Consider the following 16,468-nt stretch of genomic DNA (forward strand, 5'->3'; position numbering starts at 1 on the left):
GCCAGGCACATCACGCATCATTCGCCATGCCCATGCTCACTCTCGCTGTCACCATGTTTCAACCAGGCGCCGACTGCTCAGCCACCGACACTTACAAAAACATGATAACGTCAACTGCAGGGGCAAGTCTATTGCTTAGGGCAATCTTTTGACAAGAAACCCGCTCGCAACACCCACCATCATTGCGCGGCGGCGCCACTGATACCGAACAGTTCCAGCTTCAGCCCTTTTATCCCGGATGGCACATAAATCGCAATCGCCTGGGCCTTGATCATGCTGTCATAAATACTGCCTTTGTTGTCGATCGAAAAGTAATACGTATTGGGCCGCACCGGCACTTCTGAAGGAACCTGGGCCATATGGCGCAACTCGGCCCCCGGAAGTGCCCGGCCAAGCAATAGTTCGATATTGTCCGGAGAGGATATTTTGAACTGCAACGGCACCGTGGCAACCAGTTCCAGCGCCGGCATATCGGCGTTGACAGCAAGACAGAGTTCGGTCTGGCGGTCAATCCGCTTGGCATCGAGCAAGCCGTGATAGTGGGTGTTCTGTTGCGTGTCGTTGGACAGTGCAATCGGGAAGTAACGCGACAGCAGCACCGTATCGATCAGGTCGCGAATGATGCCATCGAGCTTGCCGAAACCGGGAGCCGCGTCGTCGTGACAATACGCCGGCAAGTCGTTCAGTGTGTATTTTTTCGAAAACGTCATCAAGCCACCGGCCAGCGCCATCAATTTTTCAAACAGATACACGGGATGGTGGCGCCGGTAACTGGCGCAATGACTGAGCGTGGCGCTGGCCGTGCTCAAGGTGTTGAGCATCCAGAACGAGGAGACATCCCCGCCATGAAATTCCACCGTATTGTTACCGGGCTGACGGTGGCGGCTGTACAGCGCCTCGATTTTCGCGCCCATGCGGTCGATCAGCGACTCGAGCATTTTCTGCAGCGAAGGCTCGGCGCTGACGCTCAGGCCTGGCGCAATGAAGGAGGCATCGATTTCAAAGCCGCCATTGCCGGCGCGGTACAAACGGATCACCGGAATGGCAAGATAGTCATCCAGGGGATCCAGTTGCGACAGCAGATACACGCGTTTCTTCAGGTAAGCCACGTCGATGCTGACTGCCTCGCTGTACAGATCCGGGGTTTCGATATCCGCCTGGACATAGCGCGCGCCAGCAGCGCTCACATTGCCGCCGTGTGCCTGCAGCGTGGGCAGCGCGGCATAAAACGTAAAACTATGTTCGCTGGAAGGCAGCTTGGACAGGTCAACCGCACCGGGCAAGACATCGCCAAGCGGCGCGTCAAACAGTTCGCCATCCTGAAAGACGAGCGACATGGCGTCCGCCCGCAGGCTATTGTTGGCCAGTGCATCCGCATTCCAGCTGACGCCATGCACGCCCCATAAATGTGGATTGATGAGTGAGGCCAGACGTTGCAGGCGCGCTTCATGGTAGCGGTCCAGCTGCTGGAATTGCTGGGGGCCGATGGCCAGCCCCTCGGACCACAGTAATTTGGATGGCAATGTCATGGCGTTCTCCATATTGACCGTTGGAATCATGCTGCCTTGCCAGTCTGATGTTGCCAGCTTGAAAGTCCTTGATGTTGCGCAGCAACCCTGCTCAATTATTGCGCAAACGCAATTTACCTTGGAGCAAACGCTCGGATACTGGCCATTCCGCGTGAAGACACAGGAAAGATCGAGATGGAGGACTTGCTGCCGTATTTCGAACGCGAGCTGGTGATGCTGCGGCGACATTGCCGTGAGTTTGCCGAACGCTATCCGAGAATCGCCGGCAAATTGCACATGTCCGGCGAGTCTTGCGAAGATCCGCACGTCGAACACTTGATCGAATCGGTGGCCATGCTGGCGGCACGCATCTCGAAACGGCTCGATGACGACTATCCGCAATTTACCGAAGCCTTGTTCGAAGCCCTGTTTCCGCATTATCTGCGTCCCTTTCCATCGTGCACCATCGTGCACCAGTGCGCCCCGGCCGCTGGAACGGGTGTAGCGCACCTGCCGGCCGGCAGCGAAATGGACGCCACGCCTGTGCGCGGCGTGCGCTGCCGCTTCAAGACGGTCTACGCCATGACGACAGGCGCATCGGTACTGGAAAGCACGGTTTTCGATGCGATGATCAAGCCGCCGCCAGGCGTGCGCCTGCCCGCATCAGCCAGTTCCTCGCTGAACATCGGCATCCGGCATCTCGACGCGGCGCCCGCGTCACTGCGCGTTTTCATCGATGGCGAAGCTTCTTTTTCCGCCGCCTTGCGCGATGCCTTGTTCCTGCATGCAGTCTGCGCTTTTGTGTCCATCGACGCGGTGCAATGGATGACCTTGCCCGCCGTGCCGTTGACGCCCGTCGGCTTCGCCGACACGGATGCCTTGATACCGTTCGGTGCCCGCTCGCAGCCGGCCTACCGCATCCTGAGCGAATATTTTGCGTATCCGGAAAAATTCAATTTCTTCGACATCGATATCGCGGCGCTGGGTGCGGCCCTGCCGCCTGGTTGCCAGCGCTTTACCCTGCATCTGTGCATGGCCGGTTTGCGGCCCGATTGCGCTGCGGCGCGCATGCTGTCGAGCATTTCCAGCGACAACTTGAGGCTGGGCTGCAGTCCTGCCGTCAATCTCTTCCGCCAGGAAGGCGTGCCGATCGCCGTCACCCAGCAGAAAACCGACTACTCCGTGCTGGCCCATGCGACCCATGCCCATGGCTACGAAGTCGTCACTGTCGATGCGGTGCGTTTGCTGCGCCAACGTGGAGGCGAAAGCACGCTGACCGAATTTCGCCCACTGTACAGCCTGCGCCATGGCGAAGGGACGGCGCAACAAGGACACTACTGGGTCGTGCGCCACGACATGGCTTTGGCCATCAACAGTCCTGGCCACGAAAAGAAAATCACGCTGGTCGACAGCGACTTCAATCCCTTGATCAACGAAAAAGCCAGCTTGTCGCTGTCGCTGACGTGCAGCAACCGTGACCTTCCGCTGTCGCTCAAATACGGCCAGCCGCAAGGAGACTTGCAACCGTGCGGCGGCGGACCCGCACTGCACATGCTGCGACGCCCCAGCCAGCCGCGACGCTTTTCACAGGGCGCGGGCCTGCACTGGCGCCTGATTTCGCACCTGACGCTGAATCATCACGCGCTGGTCCAGGATGGCCTGCCGGCGCTGCGCGAAATGCTGACACTGTATGACCAGTCTCAATCGGCAAGCTCGCAACGCCAGATCGGCGGCATCGTCGCGCTGGCGCACTCGCCGACCACGACATGGCTGCGGCACAAGCGCGGCACCTCGCTGGCGCATGGCGTGGAGGTGCGCATCACGCTGGACGAAGAGGCGTTCGTCGGCACCAGCATGCACCTGTTTGTGCAGGTGATCGATCACTTCCTTGGGCTGTATGTGCAAATCAACAGTTTCATCGAACTGGTGGTGCTGTCAGGGCAAAGCGGAGAGGAGCTGATCCGATGCAAACCAAGAAGCGGCCTGCAGAATCTGGTGTAATGCACCACTTGCTGACCGAGCCCTACCGCTACCAGTTCGTGCAGGCGGTGCGCATTCTGCTGTGCTGGCTACGTCGGCAAAACGTATCCCATGCGCAAGCCTTCGGCCAGGTGTTGCGCTTCAAGAACAGCTTGTCGCTGAGTTTTCCCGCCAGTGAAATCGAACAGCTCTCGCTCGACGAGAATGAACAGCTGGCCCTGATACCGACGTTCATGCGTTTTCTGGGCGTCGGCGGCACCTTGCCCTTGCACCACTCGGACCGCATCGCCGCCTACCGCTTGTCGAGCAAAGACGCTGGCGTCTCGGCCTTTCTCGATATCTTTTCGCACCGCATGCTCACGCTGTATTACCAGGCGTGGGAAAAGTATCGACTGGAATCCACGCTGCAGACCCAGGCCACGGATGTACAACTGCCTTTGCTGACGGCGCTGGCCGGCGTGCGGCGCGCTGCGCTGCCGCCGGGCGGCGAAGCTGATGCCGTGACGCAGGACGTCGCGGCCTGGTACGCGGGGCTGCTGCGCTGCCGCCCCGTCTCCGCGCAGGCGATTGGCCCTGTGCTGGCCGAATACTGCGGCGTCCCCGTCACCGTGCAGCAATTTGTCGGTGGCTGGGACTATCTGGAAAAAAACCGCCGCAGCCTGCTCGGCAGCGTCAACTTTACCCTGGCGCGCGGCGCAACGCTTGGCCTGCGGCTGTGGCGCCAGGACATGCGCGTCTGCCTGCATATCGGCCCGCTCGATCCCGCTGGCCTGCAACGCTTCCTGCCGCGCAGCGCAGGCGCGGCGGCGCTGGCAAAGATGCTGGCGCTGTTTGGCGTACCGGACTTGCAATATGAAGTGCGGCTGATACTGAGTCCGCCATGTATTACCCCCCTGCTCCTGAGCGCCAACCCGTCAGAAAGACGGCGCCTGGGCTGGACGACGTTCTTGCAGACAGCACAAAACAAGGTCCGCGGCGCGGAAGTGCGTTATCTGCTGCAGCTGGCTTGAGCAGTTCATCCCTGGAAAGCGAGGCAAGCATGAAACATGCGGGACGCGGCGTCATCCGGCTTGGAGACGCAACCGATCACGGCGGCAAGGTCACCAGCGCGTCGTCTGGCAGCACCGTGATGGGAAAGACGGCGGCGCTGGCCGATGACACCACGTTCTGCCCCAAGTGCAAGGGCAGCTTTGCCATCACCCCGGATGGCGCCGGCGCAAAGCACATGGGCAAGCCCTACGCCTATGACGGCGATGCCACCGCCTGTGGCGCTCATCTGATCACATCGCTTTAACGGAGGCAAGCCATGCATGCAAGCATCCAGGCGGCACTGTCGGCTTTCGACCTCGCCGCGCAAGAACGGCGCCTGCTGAAAATCGACTTCCCCCATGCAGATGGGCCGGTCGGCGCCATCCTGCTGGTCAATTCGCTGAGCGGCACGGAAGAGGTGTCGCGCGACTTCCGTTTCGAGGCCGAACTGCTGTCCGATGATGCGCACATCGCGCTCAAGGCCATGCTGGGCCGCATGGCGACCATTTCCATGGTGCGCGACGATGGCACGCTGCGCTACTTTAACGGCTATGTGGGCGAGTTTTGCCTGCTGCGCGCCGACGGCGGCTTTGCGTGGTACCGCATGGTGCTGCAACCATGGCTGGCCTTCGCCCGGCTGCGCCAGGACAATGTGTCCTTTCATGGCCAAAGCGTGATGCAGCTGACCGAAACGACCTTTGCCCACTACGAACAGCGCGACTGGAAAACCAGCATCCACGGCGACGACCCGCAAATCACCTGCGCCAATCAGCACAATGAAACCGACTACAACCACCTGCACCGGCGCTGGGAGGCGCTGGGCTGGCATTACTGGTACGAGCACCGCGCCGATGGCCATACGCTTTGGCTCGCGGACAACAGCACCCTGGCGGACATGATCGCCACGGTGTCGGGCGACGGCGCCATGCGTTTTCACTCCGAATCGGGCTCCATGGAAGACGATGGTTTGCAACAGTGGCAAGCCGTGCGCCGGATCGGCTCCGGGCAAATGACACTGGCCAGTTTCGACTATAAAAATCCCCAGCCACGCCTTGCCAGCGGCTACTCCCTGAATCGCCAGGGTGATGTATTTGCCCACGAACTGTACGAAAACACGGGCGCCTATGGTTATAAGGATGTCGATGCCGGGGAAGCTCTGGCCCAACGCCGCGTGGAGGAAAGCGACCATTTGCGCCAGTATTTCGAGGCGGCCGGCAATCACCGTGGCGCGCAGCCAGGCCTTTGTTTCCGGCTCGATGGCCATTTCAGCGCCGAGGAAAAACGCTATCAGCCGGGCCAGGAGCGCCCGGACAGCATCGCGGAACGCGAATACCTGATTTTGTCAGCCGAGCATAGCGCCAGCAATAATTATCAGATTGGCCCCAGCGCGCCCTCGCACTATGCGAACAAACTGGTGTGCGTACGCCGGGACATCCGCTGGCGCCCGGGCCGTGGCTACAACAGCACGCCGTGCGTGGTTGCGGGTGTGCAGACGGCGCTGGTGGTCGGGCCGGCCGGGGAGGAAATCCATACCGATGCACTGGGGCGCATCCGCCTGCAATTTCACTGGGACCGCCTGGGTACATTCGATGAGCGCAGCTCGCCATGGATACGAGTCATGATGCCGATGGCGGGTCCGCAAATGGGACAGATCGCCTTGCCGCGCGTGGGCCAGGAAGTCGTCGTGCAATTCCAGGACGGCAATATCGACCATCCCATCGTCATCGGCGTCGTCTACAACAGCGCCAATCCGCCGCCGTGGCAGCTGCCGCAGCAACGTGCCTTGTCCGGCTTGCGCAGCCGCGAACTGGGCGCCCGCAGCGCCAACCACCTTGTACTCGACGATACCAAGGGCGCGATCCAGGCGCAGCTGCGCAGCGAGCACCAGGATAGCCGTCTGTCATTGGGCAACATCACCCGCATCGACGACAACGCCGGCCGCAAGGAAGCGCGCGGCGTGGGCTTTGAATTGGCCAGCAACGCCTGGGGCGCCTTGCGCGCAGCCAAAGGCATGCTGATCACCACAGAAACATCAACAGGAACGGGATCAGTCAAACAGCTCGACGAAACACAGGCCCGCCTGGCGCAGGCACGCCAGCTGCAGCAAGGCCTGGCCGGCATGGCCGTCGACGCGGGTGCGCAAGACAGCGCAGCACAACAGGGCGCCGTCGCCGAGTCCATCCAGCGGCAAAACGCCGCGATCAAGGGCGCCGGCGGCGATTTTCCCGAGCTGTCCGAAGCGCATTTGCTGCTGGCCAGCCCGGCCGGCATCGAGCTGAGCACGGCCCAGTCCATGCACCTGGCCGCCAGCGAGCATGTGGCGCTCAGCAGCAGCAAGCATATTTCACTCGCCAGCGGCGACAGCATGTTTGCCAGCATCGCCAGGAGCTTCAGCCTGTTCGTGCACAAGGCCGGCATGAAACTGATCGCGGCCAGCGGCAAGGTGTCCATCCAGGCCCACAGCGACGAGGTGGAAATCCTCGCCCAGAAAGTCTTGTCGCTGATCAGCGAAGCGGACTGGGTCAACATCAAGGGCAAGAAAGGCGTACGCCTGCACGGCGCCAACCACATGCTGGAAATCAGCGACAAGGTGCAATTCTTCACCTCGTCCCCTGTGCTCTTCAACGGCAACCTGGAAACCCTGGCGCCGAAGAGCGTGTCGCAGGAATTTAATGAACGGCCACACAGCAGTTTTGATCAGGAAGTCTTGCTGGTGAATGCCGACGATACGCCAGCCGTTGGAATTGCGTTTGAAATACTGCGCGATGACGGCAACATGGCCGGCAAAAGCGCGGAAGACGGTTCCACGCAATTACAAAAATCCACCGGCATGGATAGTTACATCATTCGCTATAAGGGAGAACTGCCATGAGCAAATGTGATGACTTGAATAACCGCGGCAATCATCCTGAGAAGTTTGGTCAAGGCGTAGGAGGCTGGGCAGAACTCGCTGTTTCGATGACGGAAACAAAAGATACCGCCCGACATGACGTCACCCTACCGCCAGGAAAGGTAATTCCTGTCATTTTCCTGCCAGGCGTGATGGGTAGCAATCTAAGGATGAGCAAGGTTCGCCAGGAAGAATTGGGCCGTCCAGACAATCGGGCCTGGCGGCCAGACGATATGATGGGTGCGGGAGGCAAGGCCGCTGTCCTCACAAACAATGGCTTGGGTGGCTGGTTCAAAGATGCGTCGCCACGGCAGCGTCAATTGGTGTTTGATCCCAATGAAACCGAAGTGGAATACTACCATTACACCGAAAGCAACAGTCGTTTTGATCCAGATGGTGCGGAAACCAAGGCTGCAGATGCGCGGCATCAAAATGTGCCAGACAGTTTTACACCTATTCCTCCTTTAATGGGAACCAACAGGATCGCGACAACAACACGTCCGAATCAAGGTAAAGCCTGCTCGTATCAAAGTCCAGCACAAATAGCCCGTTGGAGAGGATGGAGTGAAGTGTTATTTGCTGGTGCGTACGGAACAATGTTGCGGGCAGCCGAATTGCATCTCAATAATATGATTTTCGACGGTAAGCCACATCCTCTCTGGCGTCAAACAAGTGGCCTTGGCGCACTGCTTTTGCAAGATCCAACAAATTTTGGCGCGTCATCTGGCAAAGCCATTAATGTCAACGACTTGAAGAAAATTTCGCCCTGTTGGTATCCAGTGCACGCGATGGGCTACAACTTTATAAAGAGCAATGGTGAATCTGCCATCATCATTGCAAAGAGACTACGCGGCCTGGTCAAAGGCTACCAGGAACGCGGATTCAAATGTAACGAAGTCATCATCGTCACGCATAGCATGGGGGGCTTGCTGGCCCGTGCATTGATACACCCCAGCTATGGGAAGATGCTTGATGATAAAGATGTGAAAATTCTGGGAATTTATCACAACGTGATGCCAACCATTGGTGCCGCAGGGGCATATAAACGCATGCGTTTTGGCTTTCAGGAAAGAGAAGGTTCTATAGCAGAAATAGAAGCCAGCATTCTAGGCATCGACGGTGCGCACGCAACCGCCATTCTGGCAAACGCACCGGCGCCACTGGAAATGATGCCAGGCGCGGCATATGGCCAGGATTGGCTGAAAATTGTGGATGCACAGGATAAAATTCTATGGAGCTGGCCTCGCGATAAGGCCACTGCACTGGAGAGCATTTACCTTCAGCCACCCAATGCGTGGTGGAGGCTAATCAATCCAAACTGGGTAAATCCCGCAGACATCCCTCGTGAAAAAGGTGGCGGCATAGAAAAAACAATGAGGCGAATAAAAAACGCCGCAGAATTCTTCTCATCCATAGAGAAAACCTTCCATACAAATACTTACGCAAGCTATTGTTCATCCAGAAACTTTTTAAGTTACGGTGATGTGGTATTTAAATTAATTGAAGGTCTTCACAGTGGTTCAAATGACCCCTGGAATAAATTCGAGCCGTTACCTGAAAAATGGAAACTACTTGAAGATGATGCAAAGGGACAACTCTTGGTCCAGGCCGGAGGTAAATTCTTAAAGTTAAAGCTACAGCCAGCCAGTGCACGTGGTGATGGAACGGTGCCGTCAGACCGTTCTGCCCGGCACATCGCAGGCACACTTTTCGTACATGGCATGGCGGAAGCGAATGGTTATGACCACCAGAACAGCTATGCCGATACAAATGTAATGGCATCCATGCTGTATTCCATCGTACAAATTGCCAAGACGGCAAAATGGGATTAATCCATGAATAATAAGATAAAAAAAACAATTTTTCTCACGATCACAGTTATTGCGATGGGATTTCTATCCGTCTACGCGAAAAAAAATTCAGCCAAGGAGATCATAATGCCTGAAAATTTCAAACTCAGCAAACGCCTGGAAACACTATTTTTAAAAACAAAAATTGTATGCTTCGGGCGCTATGCCCTAGAGGTTCCGCGAGAAGTGCAGTTGATATCAGGAGGAACAACACTCCTTTCGGAAATCAAGACCATACAAGGTGGAATAATAGAAAAAAACGAACGCATAGCAGAAGAAATTGAAAAAATAAAAAAAAGTGATCCAACATCTGAAATTACATACAATGGAAAAGGGCCAATAGAAAATAGCTGGCAACTTCAATATTATGATGGGAAATTTTCCAAGGAAGATGGTGATCTATTCTTCAAGACCTACGTCATAAAAGGAAGCCATATATTTATTCTTGACGGATCAAGAAGAAAAGATGAAACAATAGCAGATGCCACACGAAATCAAATGGTCCGCGCTAACAACTTACGTCTGCGCGATGAAAATGAAGTTCCCAAGGAGCCTGGCTATTGCATCAAAAATGGTTTTATGAGTGACAACAAATATGATAGCCAGGAAATGGCGGATGCAGGCCTGTATTTCCCCAGCTTTCCAGACGTGACTTTTTCCATCACTGCGAATAAAAATGCATACGGCGACTATCCTCCTGCTGAATATGATGCAAAAGTACGTGGGAAATTATCATTACTTGCTCGTATCCAGGAAGCAAAAGACCAGCAAGGCAAGAACTACCCTCCTCGTACTCTGCTACGCGAGGGCAAGCGTGACGTGCAGCACTGGCATGGCGAGGAATCGTTGATACGGCGTACCGATGGCGTGCATGATTTTGAATGGACACTGGTGGGTACGCCGCGCGATATCGCCTATCCAGCGGTATTGGAGGCATCCATGTACACCAAAGTCGCCCACAACATGGTCGGCGCCGCCGAAGCCGCGTCACTGACCGACGAAGAGGCCATCGCCTTGTGGGACAAGCTGCTGTCCGGCTTGAAGTTCCGGGTGAAAGTGCCGGGTGCGCCGCCGGGTTCGTACTATATCGATCCCGACAAGCCGGCGCAGTGACAGCTGGATCAGCTCATGCTGGCGCCATGCCAGCCATTGCGCTAGCATGATCCTTTTGCCCCGAAAGCGTCCATGCCCATCACCCTGCGCCCCGCCCTGCCCCTTGACATCGACGCCCTGTGGGCTCTGCGCACGGTGGCCGTGCGCGTCGGTTGCGCCACGCATTATGCGCCGGAGCAAATTACTGTGTGGACGGCCTCGCCTGTACCGCCAGCGTATGCCGCCATGCTGGCTGCGGGTGGCGGCATCGTGGCGATGCAGGACGAGGCCATTGCCGGCTACGCCATGCTGGATGTAGATAAACATGAAGTAGACGCTGTCTTTGTGGATCCCGCGCGCGCGGGACTCGGCATCGGCAAGCGCCTGCTGGCGGCGCTGGAAGACCTGGCGCGCGGGCGCGGCATTGCGCGCCTGCACCTGTCCGCGTCGCTGAACGCCGTGCCGTTTTACGCGGCGGCCGGCTTTACGGCCTTGCGCGAGGAAGCGTATGCACACCCCAGCGGCATCAGCCTGGCCAGCGTGGCGATGGAAAAGGCGCTGGAGGCCGCCTGAGCCGTCAATCTTTTGTAGCCGCAGCTTCGGACTCGGCCAGGCATTGCTGCAGCTTCGCGATCAGGGCGCGCACTTCGTCGTCGCCCAGGTCCAGCGGGTCGCCCTGCGCGCCGACGGCGATCAGGCAGATGGCCGAGCCGTCGTACCAGGCGTCGAGGCGTTCCTTGCCCTCATTCATATTGCTCTGACTCATGTCGCATATCTCTCAGTAAATCAGCCGGTGCCGCGATGCTGGCACCGCCTTGCGGCACGGGAAACACGGAAGCCAGCTGGCCATTGCTTGCCATGCCAGGCAGCCACTTGCTCAGGAAATCACCAAGCGCGATGGCGCGTGGCTGGAAATGTTCCCAGTCGCCGCTGGCGCACGCTTGCGCGAATGCGGCTTCCGGCCAGAACGGGATGGCGACGTGGCCATGGGCTTGCGCCGTGGCCCAGCCTGCATGATACAAGCCCCACACTTCTTGCGTATCGGCTACCTTGCGCACAAAGTACGCATGGCGTTCGCCGGACGGCAGGCCCATCACCTGCTTGAACTTTTCAGGATGCACGGTTTTCCCCTACCCCGTCCCATACCCGCAGCTGCGGCGTACACCAGCCCGTCACCATGTCGAGGGCATCCAGTATCACGTCTTCCAGCGGCCCCTCCTGCGTGGCTGGGCGCAATTCCTGCAGCAAGGCGGCCACCTGATCCGCCGTCACGCCGCTGGCCTTGTAGCGCAGCAAGATTGCGCGCAGCGTGAGCAAACCTGCCCTGGCGTCCAGCGCGGCCAGCAAATCCTTGTCGATCTCGTCGATGATGGTTTGCGTGGTTTGCAGCATCTCAATCCGCTTCCCACGCGATGCCGGCCGGCCGCGCGCCGCCTGTCTTGAAGAACGCGATGAAAGCCTGCTGGCATAAGTCCACATCCACGCACCACGCTTCCGGATACACATCCACCTGGCCATTCGACAGCAGGTAGCTGCATTCCCCCGTTTCCTCTTCGTCGCCCAAGGAGTGAAAGCTCAGCTCGTCCTGTCCCGACAGATACATCAGCCAGGCATTACCGCCATTGCGCAGCATGCACAGGGCTGGACCCTGCTCGGCATCCGTGGCCATGGTCATGGTCATGGTCAGCCACAGTTCGCACTGAGCCAGCGCACGCGCGTCCAGCAGCGTCTGCTCCAGCGCGGGCACGCTATCGACCACACGCGGCTCGCCATGCAGATTCAGTTCCATCGTCATGCTTTTTCTCCACTCAAGTCATCCATGGCCAGCGCCGTGCTCAGATACAGCTTGCCGCTGAGGTCGTGCAGCAGGCTGCTCTGGCGCAGGCGGTCCATCACGGGGCCCTTCACTTCGGCCAGGTTCAGGCTGATGCCGCGCTTGCTCAGCGTGCTGTTGAGCTCGATCAAGCCCAGCAAGGCCGTGCTGTCGATCTGGTTGACGGCCGACAGCACTAGCACCAGGTGGCGCGCCGTCGGGTGTCCCCGCAACTCGTCTTCCACCCTTTCCGTGACGGCTTCGACGTTGCCGAAGAACAGGCCCGCATCGATGCGCAGCAGCAAGACGTCGGGCAGGGTTTGCGCCTCGTAGCGTTCCACGTTGCGGAAGTGCTCGCTATTCGGGATACGGCCCAGCACGGCGATATGCGGGCGGCTGGCGCGCCAGATCAGGGTACCCATCGACAACAGCACGCCGATCACCACGCCCGCTTCCACACCCAGCACCAGCACGCCGGCCGTGGTCGCCAGCAGGGCCAGCGCATCGCTGCGGTCGTAGCGCCACGACAGTTTCAAGGTGTCCCAGTCCAGCAGGCTGCTGACGGCAAAGATGATGGTGGCCGCCAGCACGGGCAGCGGCAGCAAGGCCAGCCAGCCCGTGGGCGCCACCAGCGCCAGCGCCAGTAACCCAGCCGTGATGATACTGGCCAGGGGCGTGTTGGCGCCCGCCTGGAAGTTGACGGCCGAGCGCGAAATGGAGCCCGTGACGGGGAAGCCGCCCGACAGCGCGCTGGCCACATTGGCCGCGCCCAGGCCCAGCAGTTCGCGGTTCGTGTGCAGCTTTTCTCCCCGTTTTTGCGCCAGGGTCTGGGCGGCGGACATGCTCATCAGGAAGATGATGAAGGCGATCAGCAGTGCCGGCGACAGCAGGGTGCGCCAATGGGCGCCAGAGGTGGCCAGGTTCAGGCCGGGCAAGCCGCTGGGCACGTGGCCCGTCGTCTGCACGCCCATCGCTTCCAGGCCGCCATAGGCGACCAACGCGATGCCGGCCAGCACCAGCGCCATCGGCGCCAGGCGCGCACCCACGTCGGCCGCCACCTGGTTCAGGCCGCAGCGCTGCAGCAGGCGCGACAGATAGCGCTTGGCCAGCCACAGGAACAGCAGGCCGGAGAGTCCCAGCACGAGGCTGGGCGTGTGCCAGTGGGGAAGCGTCGCGCCCAGCAAGGGGGTGATCTGGCCCCAGATGATCAGGATCGCGGCGCCATTGCTGAAACCGCTGATCACGGGCCGCGACAAAAAACTGGCCATGAAACCCAGGCGCAGCACGCCGCACAGCAGCAGGACGAGGCCGCTGATGAAGGCCAGCTGAGCGGCCAGCACGATATACAGCGAGGAGCCGGGATCGGCCAGCGGCGCCAGGGCGGCGGCCGTCATCAGGGAAACGATGGCCATGGGACCCACCGATTGCGTCATGCTGCTGCCGAACAAGGCGTACAGCACAGGCGGCAGGATGCTGGCGTAGATGCCCACCACGGGCGGCAAGCCGGCCACCAGGGCGTAAGCCATGCCTTGCGGCACCATCATCATGGCGACAACGATACCGGCAGTGATGTCCCCGGCCAACAGAGGACGCCGGTATTGTCTGAGCCAAAGCAGCATGATGAGATCCCAAAATCTGAAAACCGAAGCCTATCATGCGACGCGGCCGGCTGACAGGCGCACTTGCAAAACTGTGATCAGTCTTGCAGCAATTGCGCCTTCACAGCGTCGAGGATTTCCGCCGACAGGGCTTCGTCATCGACGGAACGGGCCAGCACCATGGCGCCCACCATGGCGGCAAACGTCGAAATGGCCTGCTGGCGCCGCTCTTCCGGCGCGCCGTCGGGCAGCAATCCTTCCAGCAGCGCGAACTGCTGCCGCGTCGCCTTCGTAAACGCGGGACGCGCGCCGGGCGACATGCGCGCCACGTCGACGCCCATGGCCGCCGCCGGGCAGCCGTCGCCGGGCTGGTCGCGGTGCCGGGTGGTCAGATAGCTGCCGACGATGGCGGGCAGCGCCTGCTGCGGATCGCTGGCGACCTTTGTCCGCCAGCCTTCCAGCGATTTCTCCAGGGCATGCTGGCACGCCTCGATCATCAAGTCTTCCTTGGACGCGAAATGGCCATAGAAGCCGCCGTGCGTGAGGCCCGCGTTCTTCATCAGGTCGGCCACACCGATGCCGTCATAGCCCTTTTCGCGGAATAATCTGGCCGCCACCTCGACGATGCGCTCGCGGTTCAGCGCCGCCTGTTCCCTGCTTACCTTCATGCTGCCCTCCCATATTTATGTCAATCATCATATAACTTTGCATCCATTTGCGCCACTCTGTTAGCAAGCGCACCGTTTGATGCGGATGCCGCGTCGATACTGAACCTTCGTTTCCAGGGAGGCCAGCATGAACGAGAACAAGGACCAGTCCGCCGGTAACTTGCAGCGCAGCATCCAGCAAGAGCAGGATCAACGTGATACCGCCAAACCCGCCGAGCAGAAAAGCCAGCCACCCGTGCAGACGGGCCACCGCAGCCAGCCTGCCCCGCCCCTGCCCGCCCAGCATCTGGACAAGCCAGGCATCGAAGGGCAGATGCAGTTGCAACCACGCTTCCTGGCGCCCGACTATTGCGGCAGCGGCAAGCTGGCCGGCATGGTGGCCATCATCACGGGCGGCGATTCCGGCATCGGCCGCGCCGTGGCCGTGCTGTACGCGCGCGAAGGGGCCGATGTCGCCATCATTTACCTGAACGAACACGCGGACGCCCACGAAACCAAGCGCTATGTGGAAGCGGAAGGCCAGAGCTGCCTCTTGATTGCCGGCGACGTGCGCGACCAGGGCTTTTGCCAGGACGCCGTCAGCCAGGTGCTCGATAAATTCACGCATATCGACGTGCTGGTCAACAACGCCGCCTTCCAGGAACATGCGGAATCCTTGCTGGACCTGAGCGAGGAACGCTTCGACCTCACCATGAAAACCAATGTCTATGGTTACTTCCACATGGCCAAGGCCGTGCTGCCCCATTTGCAGCGTGGCGCGTCCATCATCAATACGGGCTCCGTGACGGGCTTGCAAGGCTCGAAGCACTTGCTCGACTATTCCACCACCAAGGGCGCCATCCATGCATTTACCATCGCGCTGGCCGGCAACTTGCTCGACAAGGGTATCCGCGTCAACGCCATCGCGCCCGGACCCGTCTGGACGCCGCTCAACCCGGCCGATAAATCGCCCGAGGACATCCAGAAATTCGGCCAGGATACGGACATGCGCCGCCCGGCCCAGCCGGAAGAACTGTCGCCCGCTTACGTCTTCCTGGCCTCGCCCGCCTGCTCCAGCTACATCAGCGGCATCGTCCTGCCCGTCACCGGCAGCGTGGGGGAATAAGCGATGGCGCGCGCACTGTGGAAAGGCGCCATCAGCTTCGGCCTTGTGCACATCCCCGTCGAGCTGATTTCCGCCAGCCTCGACCATGAACTGGACTTGTCCATGCTGGACCGGCGCGACTTCGCCCCCATCGGCTACAAGCGCTACAACAAGCAGACGGGCAAGGAAGTCGAGTGGGACGACATCATCAAGGGCTATGAATACAAGACGGACGAGTACGTGGTGCTGTCCGAGGAAGATTTACGGCAAGCCAATGTGAAGGCCACGCAAACCATCGACATACTGGCCTTCGTCGATGCGCTTGAGGTGCCGCTGACCTTTTACGAGCACCCATATTATTTGCTGCCCGCCAAGGGCGGCGAGAAAGTCTATGCCTTGCTGCGCGAGACCTTGCGCAAGGCCAATAAAGTGGGGATCGCCAGCGTGGTCATGCGCACCAAGCAGCATTTGTGCGCGCTCGTGTGCGTGGGCGACGCCATCGTGCTCAACACCCTGCGCTACGCCGATGAGCTCCGTCCCACGGATGACCTGGACTTGCCCGGCAGCAGCCTGAAGGCGGCCGGGATTTCCGACAAGGAACTCAAGATGGCCCTGTCGCTGGTCGAAGGCATGAGCGAAGCGTGGGAACCCGGGCAATATCACGACAGCTACCGCGAAGACGTGCTGGCGCTGGTCAAAAAGAAAATCAAGGCCAAACAGACCAAGACCATCACGCCGCCCGCGCCCGAACCGGCAGAAGAGCAAGACAGCAACGTCATCGATCTGGTGGCTCTGCTGCAGCAAAGCCTGGGCAAGAAAGCGCCGGCCGCCGCGCCACGCAAGCGTGCGGCCGCGTCCACCGCGCGCAAACCGGCACCCGCCAGGCGCAAGGCGGCCTGAAGTACGCTTCGCAACCAGGAGAACCTTGCATCATATAAATGAATTGACTTTGATCA

The 16,468-nt window shown here is 59.5% G+C and carries 16 protein-coding genes; 9 read left to right on the plus strand and 7 right to left on the minus strand.

The features are described from left to right. Positions 1-179: 179 nt before the first annotated feature. Positions 180-1,757: a type VI secretion system baseplate subunit TssK gene (gene tssK, locus P9875_RS19530; protein ID WP_341353800.1), complete on the minus strand. Its 1,578-nt coding sequence runs from the start codon at positions 1,755-1,757 to the stop codon at positions 180-182. Here tssK and tssF point away from each other — a divergent pair. From tssF to P9875_RS19565, 7 genes are all read left to right on the plus strand, one after another. After that, entirely contained in the window at positions 1,704-3,509 is a 1,806-nt protein-coding gene (tssF, locus tag P9875_RS19535; RefSeq protein WP_278316345.1) for a type VI secretion system baseplate subunit TssF, read from the plus strand. The genes tssK and tssF overlap by 54 nt on opposite strands. Beyond that, a complete protein-coding gene (gene tssG / locus P9875_RS19540) occupies positions 3,509-4,498 on the plus strand; it encodes a type VI secretion system baseplate subunit TssG (RefSeq protein WP_278316346.1) in 990 nt (329 codons plus the stop codon). The genes tssF and tssG overlap by 1 nt, the downstream gene beginning before the upstream one ends. Next, positions 4,495-4,782 (plus strand): PAAR domain-containing protein, encoded by a 288-nt coding sequence (locus P9875_RS19545; protein WP_416208751.1) that lies wholly within the window; start codon positions 4,495-4,497, stop codon positions 4,780-4,782. Before tssG ends, P9875_RS19545 begins: the two co-directional genes overlap by 4 nt. A gap of 12 nt (positions 4,783-4,794) precedes the next feature. Beyond that, complete coding sequence (locus tag P9875_RS19550) at positions 4,795-7,389, plus strand: type VI secretion system Vgr family protein (protein ID WP_278316347.1); 2,595 nt, start codon at positions 4,795-4,797, stop codon at positions 7,387-7,389. Continuing rightward, positions 7,386-9,239 (plus strand): esterase/lipase family protein, encoded by a 1,854-nt coding sequence (locus P9875_RS19555; protein ID WP_278316348.1) that lies wholly within the window; start codon positions 7,386-7,388, stop codon positions 9,237-9,239. The genes P9875_RS19550 and P9875_RS19555 overlap by 4 nt, the downstream gene beginning before the upstream one ends. Positions 9,240-9,242: 3 nt before the next feature. Beyond that, positions 9,243-10,370: a T6SS immunity protein Tli4 family protein gene (locus P9875_RS19560; RefSeq protein ID WP_255206168.1), complete on the plus strand. Its 1,128-nt coding sequence runs from the start codon at positions 9,243-9,245 to the stop codon at positions 10,368-10,370. A 72-nt stretch (positions 10,371-10,442) separates the two neighbouring features. Next, positions 10,443-10,922 carry a GNAT family N-acetyltransferase gene (locus tag P9875_RS19565; protein WP_176388518.1) on the plus strand — a complete coding sequence of 160 codons (480 nt, stop codon included), beginning with the start codon at positions 10,443-10,445 and terminating at the stop codon, positions 10,920-10,922. A gap of 4 nt (positions 10,923-10,926) precedes the next feature. Here the strand turns inward: P9875_RS19565 and P9875_RS19570 are convergent, their stop codons facing one another. From P9875_RS19570 to P9875_RS19595, 6 genes are all read right to left on the minus strand, one after another. Next, positions 10,927-11,115: a hypothetical protein gene (locus P9875_RS19570; protein ID WP_176388517.1), complete on the minus strand. Its 189-nt coding sequence runs from the start codon at positions 11,113-11,115 to the stop codon at positions 10,927-10,929. Further along, a complete protein-coding gene (locus P9875_RS19575; protein ID WP_217916727.1) occupies positions 11,093-11,470 on the minus strand; it encodes a DUF2750 domain-containing protein in 378 nt (125 codons plus the stop codon). The genes P9875_RS19570 and P9875_RS19575 overlap by 23 nt, the downstream gene beginning before the upstream one ends. Further along, the gene (locus P9875_RS19580) at positions 11,460-11,741 is read right to left on the minus strand and encodes a hypothetical protein (RefSeq protein ID WP_176388516.1); all 282 of its coding nucleotides are present in this window, start codon (positions 11,739-11,741) and stop codon (positions 11,460-11,462) included. Before P9875_RS19580 ends, P9875_RS19575 begins: the two co-directional genes overlap by 11 nt. A gap of 1 nt (position 11,742) precedes the next feature. After that, positions 11,743-12,144 carry an Imm1 family immunity protein gene (locus P9875_RS19585; protein WP_278316349.1) on the minus strand — a complete coding sequence of 134 codons (402 nt, stop codon included), beginning with the start codon at positions 12,142-12,144 and terminating at the stop codon, positions 11,743-11,745. Continuing rightward, entirely contained in the window at positions 12,141-13,781 is a 1,641-nt protein-coding gene (locus tag P9875_RS19590; RefSeq protein ID WP_278316350.1) for a SulP family inorganic anion transporter, read from the minus strand. The genes P9875_RS19585 and P9875_RS19590 overlap by 4 nt, the downstream gene beginning before the upstream one ends. A 77-nt stretch (positions 13,782-13,858) precedes the next feature. Further along, positions 13,859-14,428, minus strand: coding sequence for a TetR/AcrR family transcriptional regulator (locus tag P9875_RS19595; RefSeq protein ID WP_278316351.1), 570 nt, complete (start codon positions 14,426-14,428; stop codon positions 13,859-13,861). Between the two features lie 127 nt (positions 14,429-14,555). Between P9875_RS19595 and P9875_RS19600 the strand changes: the two genes are divergently transcribed. Together P9875_RS19600 and P9875_RS19605 are read left to right on the plus strand one after the other, a co-directional pair. Then, positions 14,556-15,533 (plus strand): SDR family oxidoreductase, encoded by a 978-nt coding sequence (locus P9875_RS19600; protein WP_278316352.1) that lies wholly within the window; start codon positions 14,556-14,558, stop codon positions 15,531-15,533. Positions 15,534-15,536: 3 nt separating this feature from the next. After that, entirely contained in the window at positions 15,537-16,412 is an 876-nt protein-coding gene (locus P9875_RS19605; protein ID WP_035820007.1) for a Ku protein, read from the plus strand. The last annotated feature ends 56 nt before the right edge of the window (positions 16,413-16,468 follow it).

Source organism: Janthinobacterium rivuli, assembly GCF_029690045.1.
Classification (GTDB): Bacteria; Pseudomonadota; Gammaproteobacteria; order Burkholderiales; family Burkholderiaceae_D; genus Janthinobacterium; species Janthinobacterium rivuli.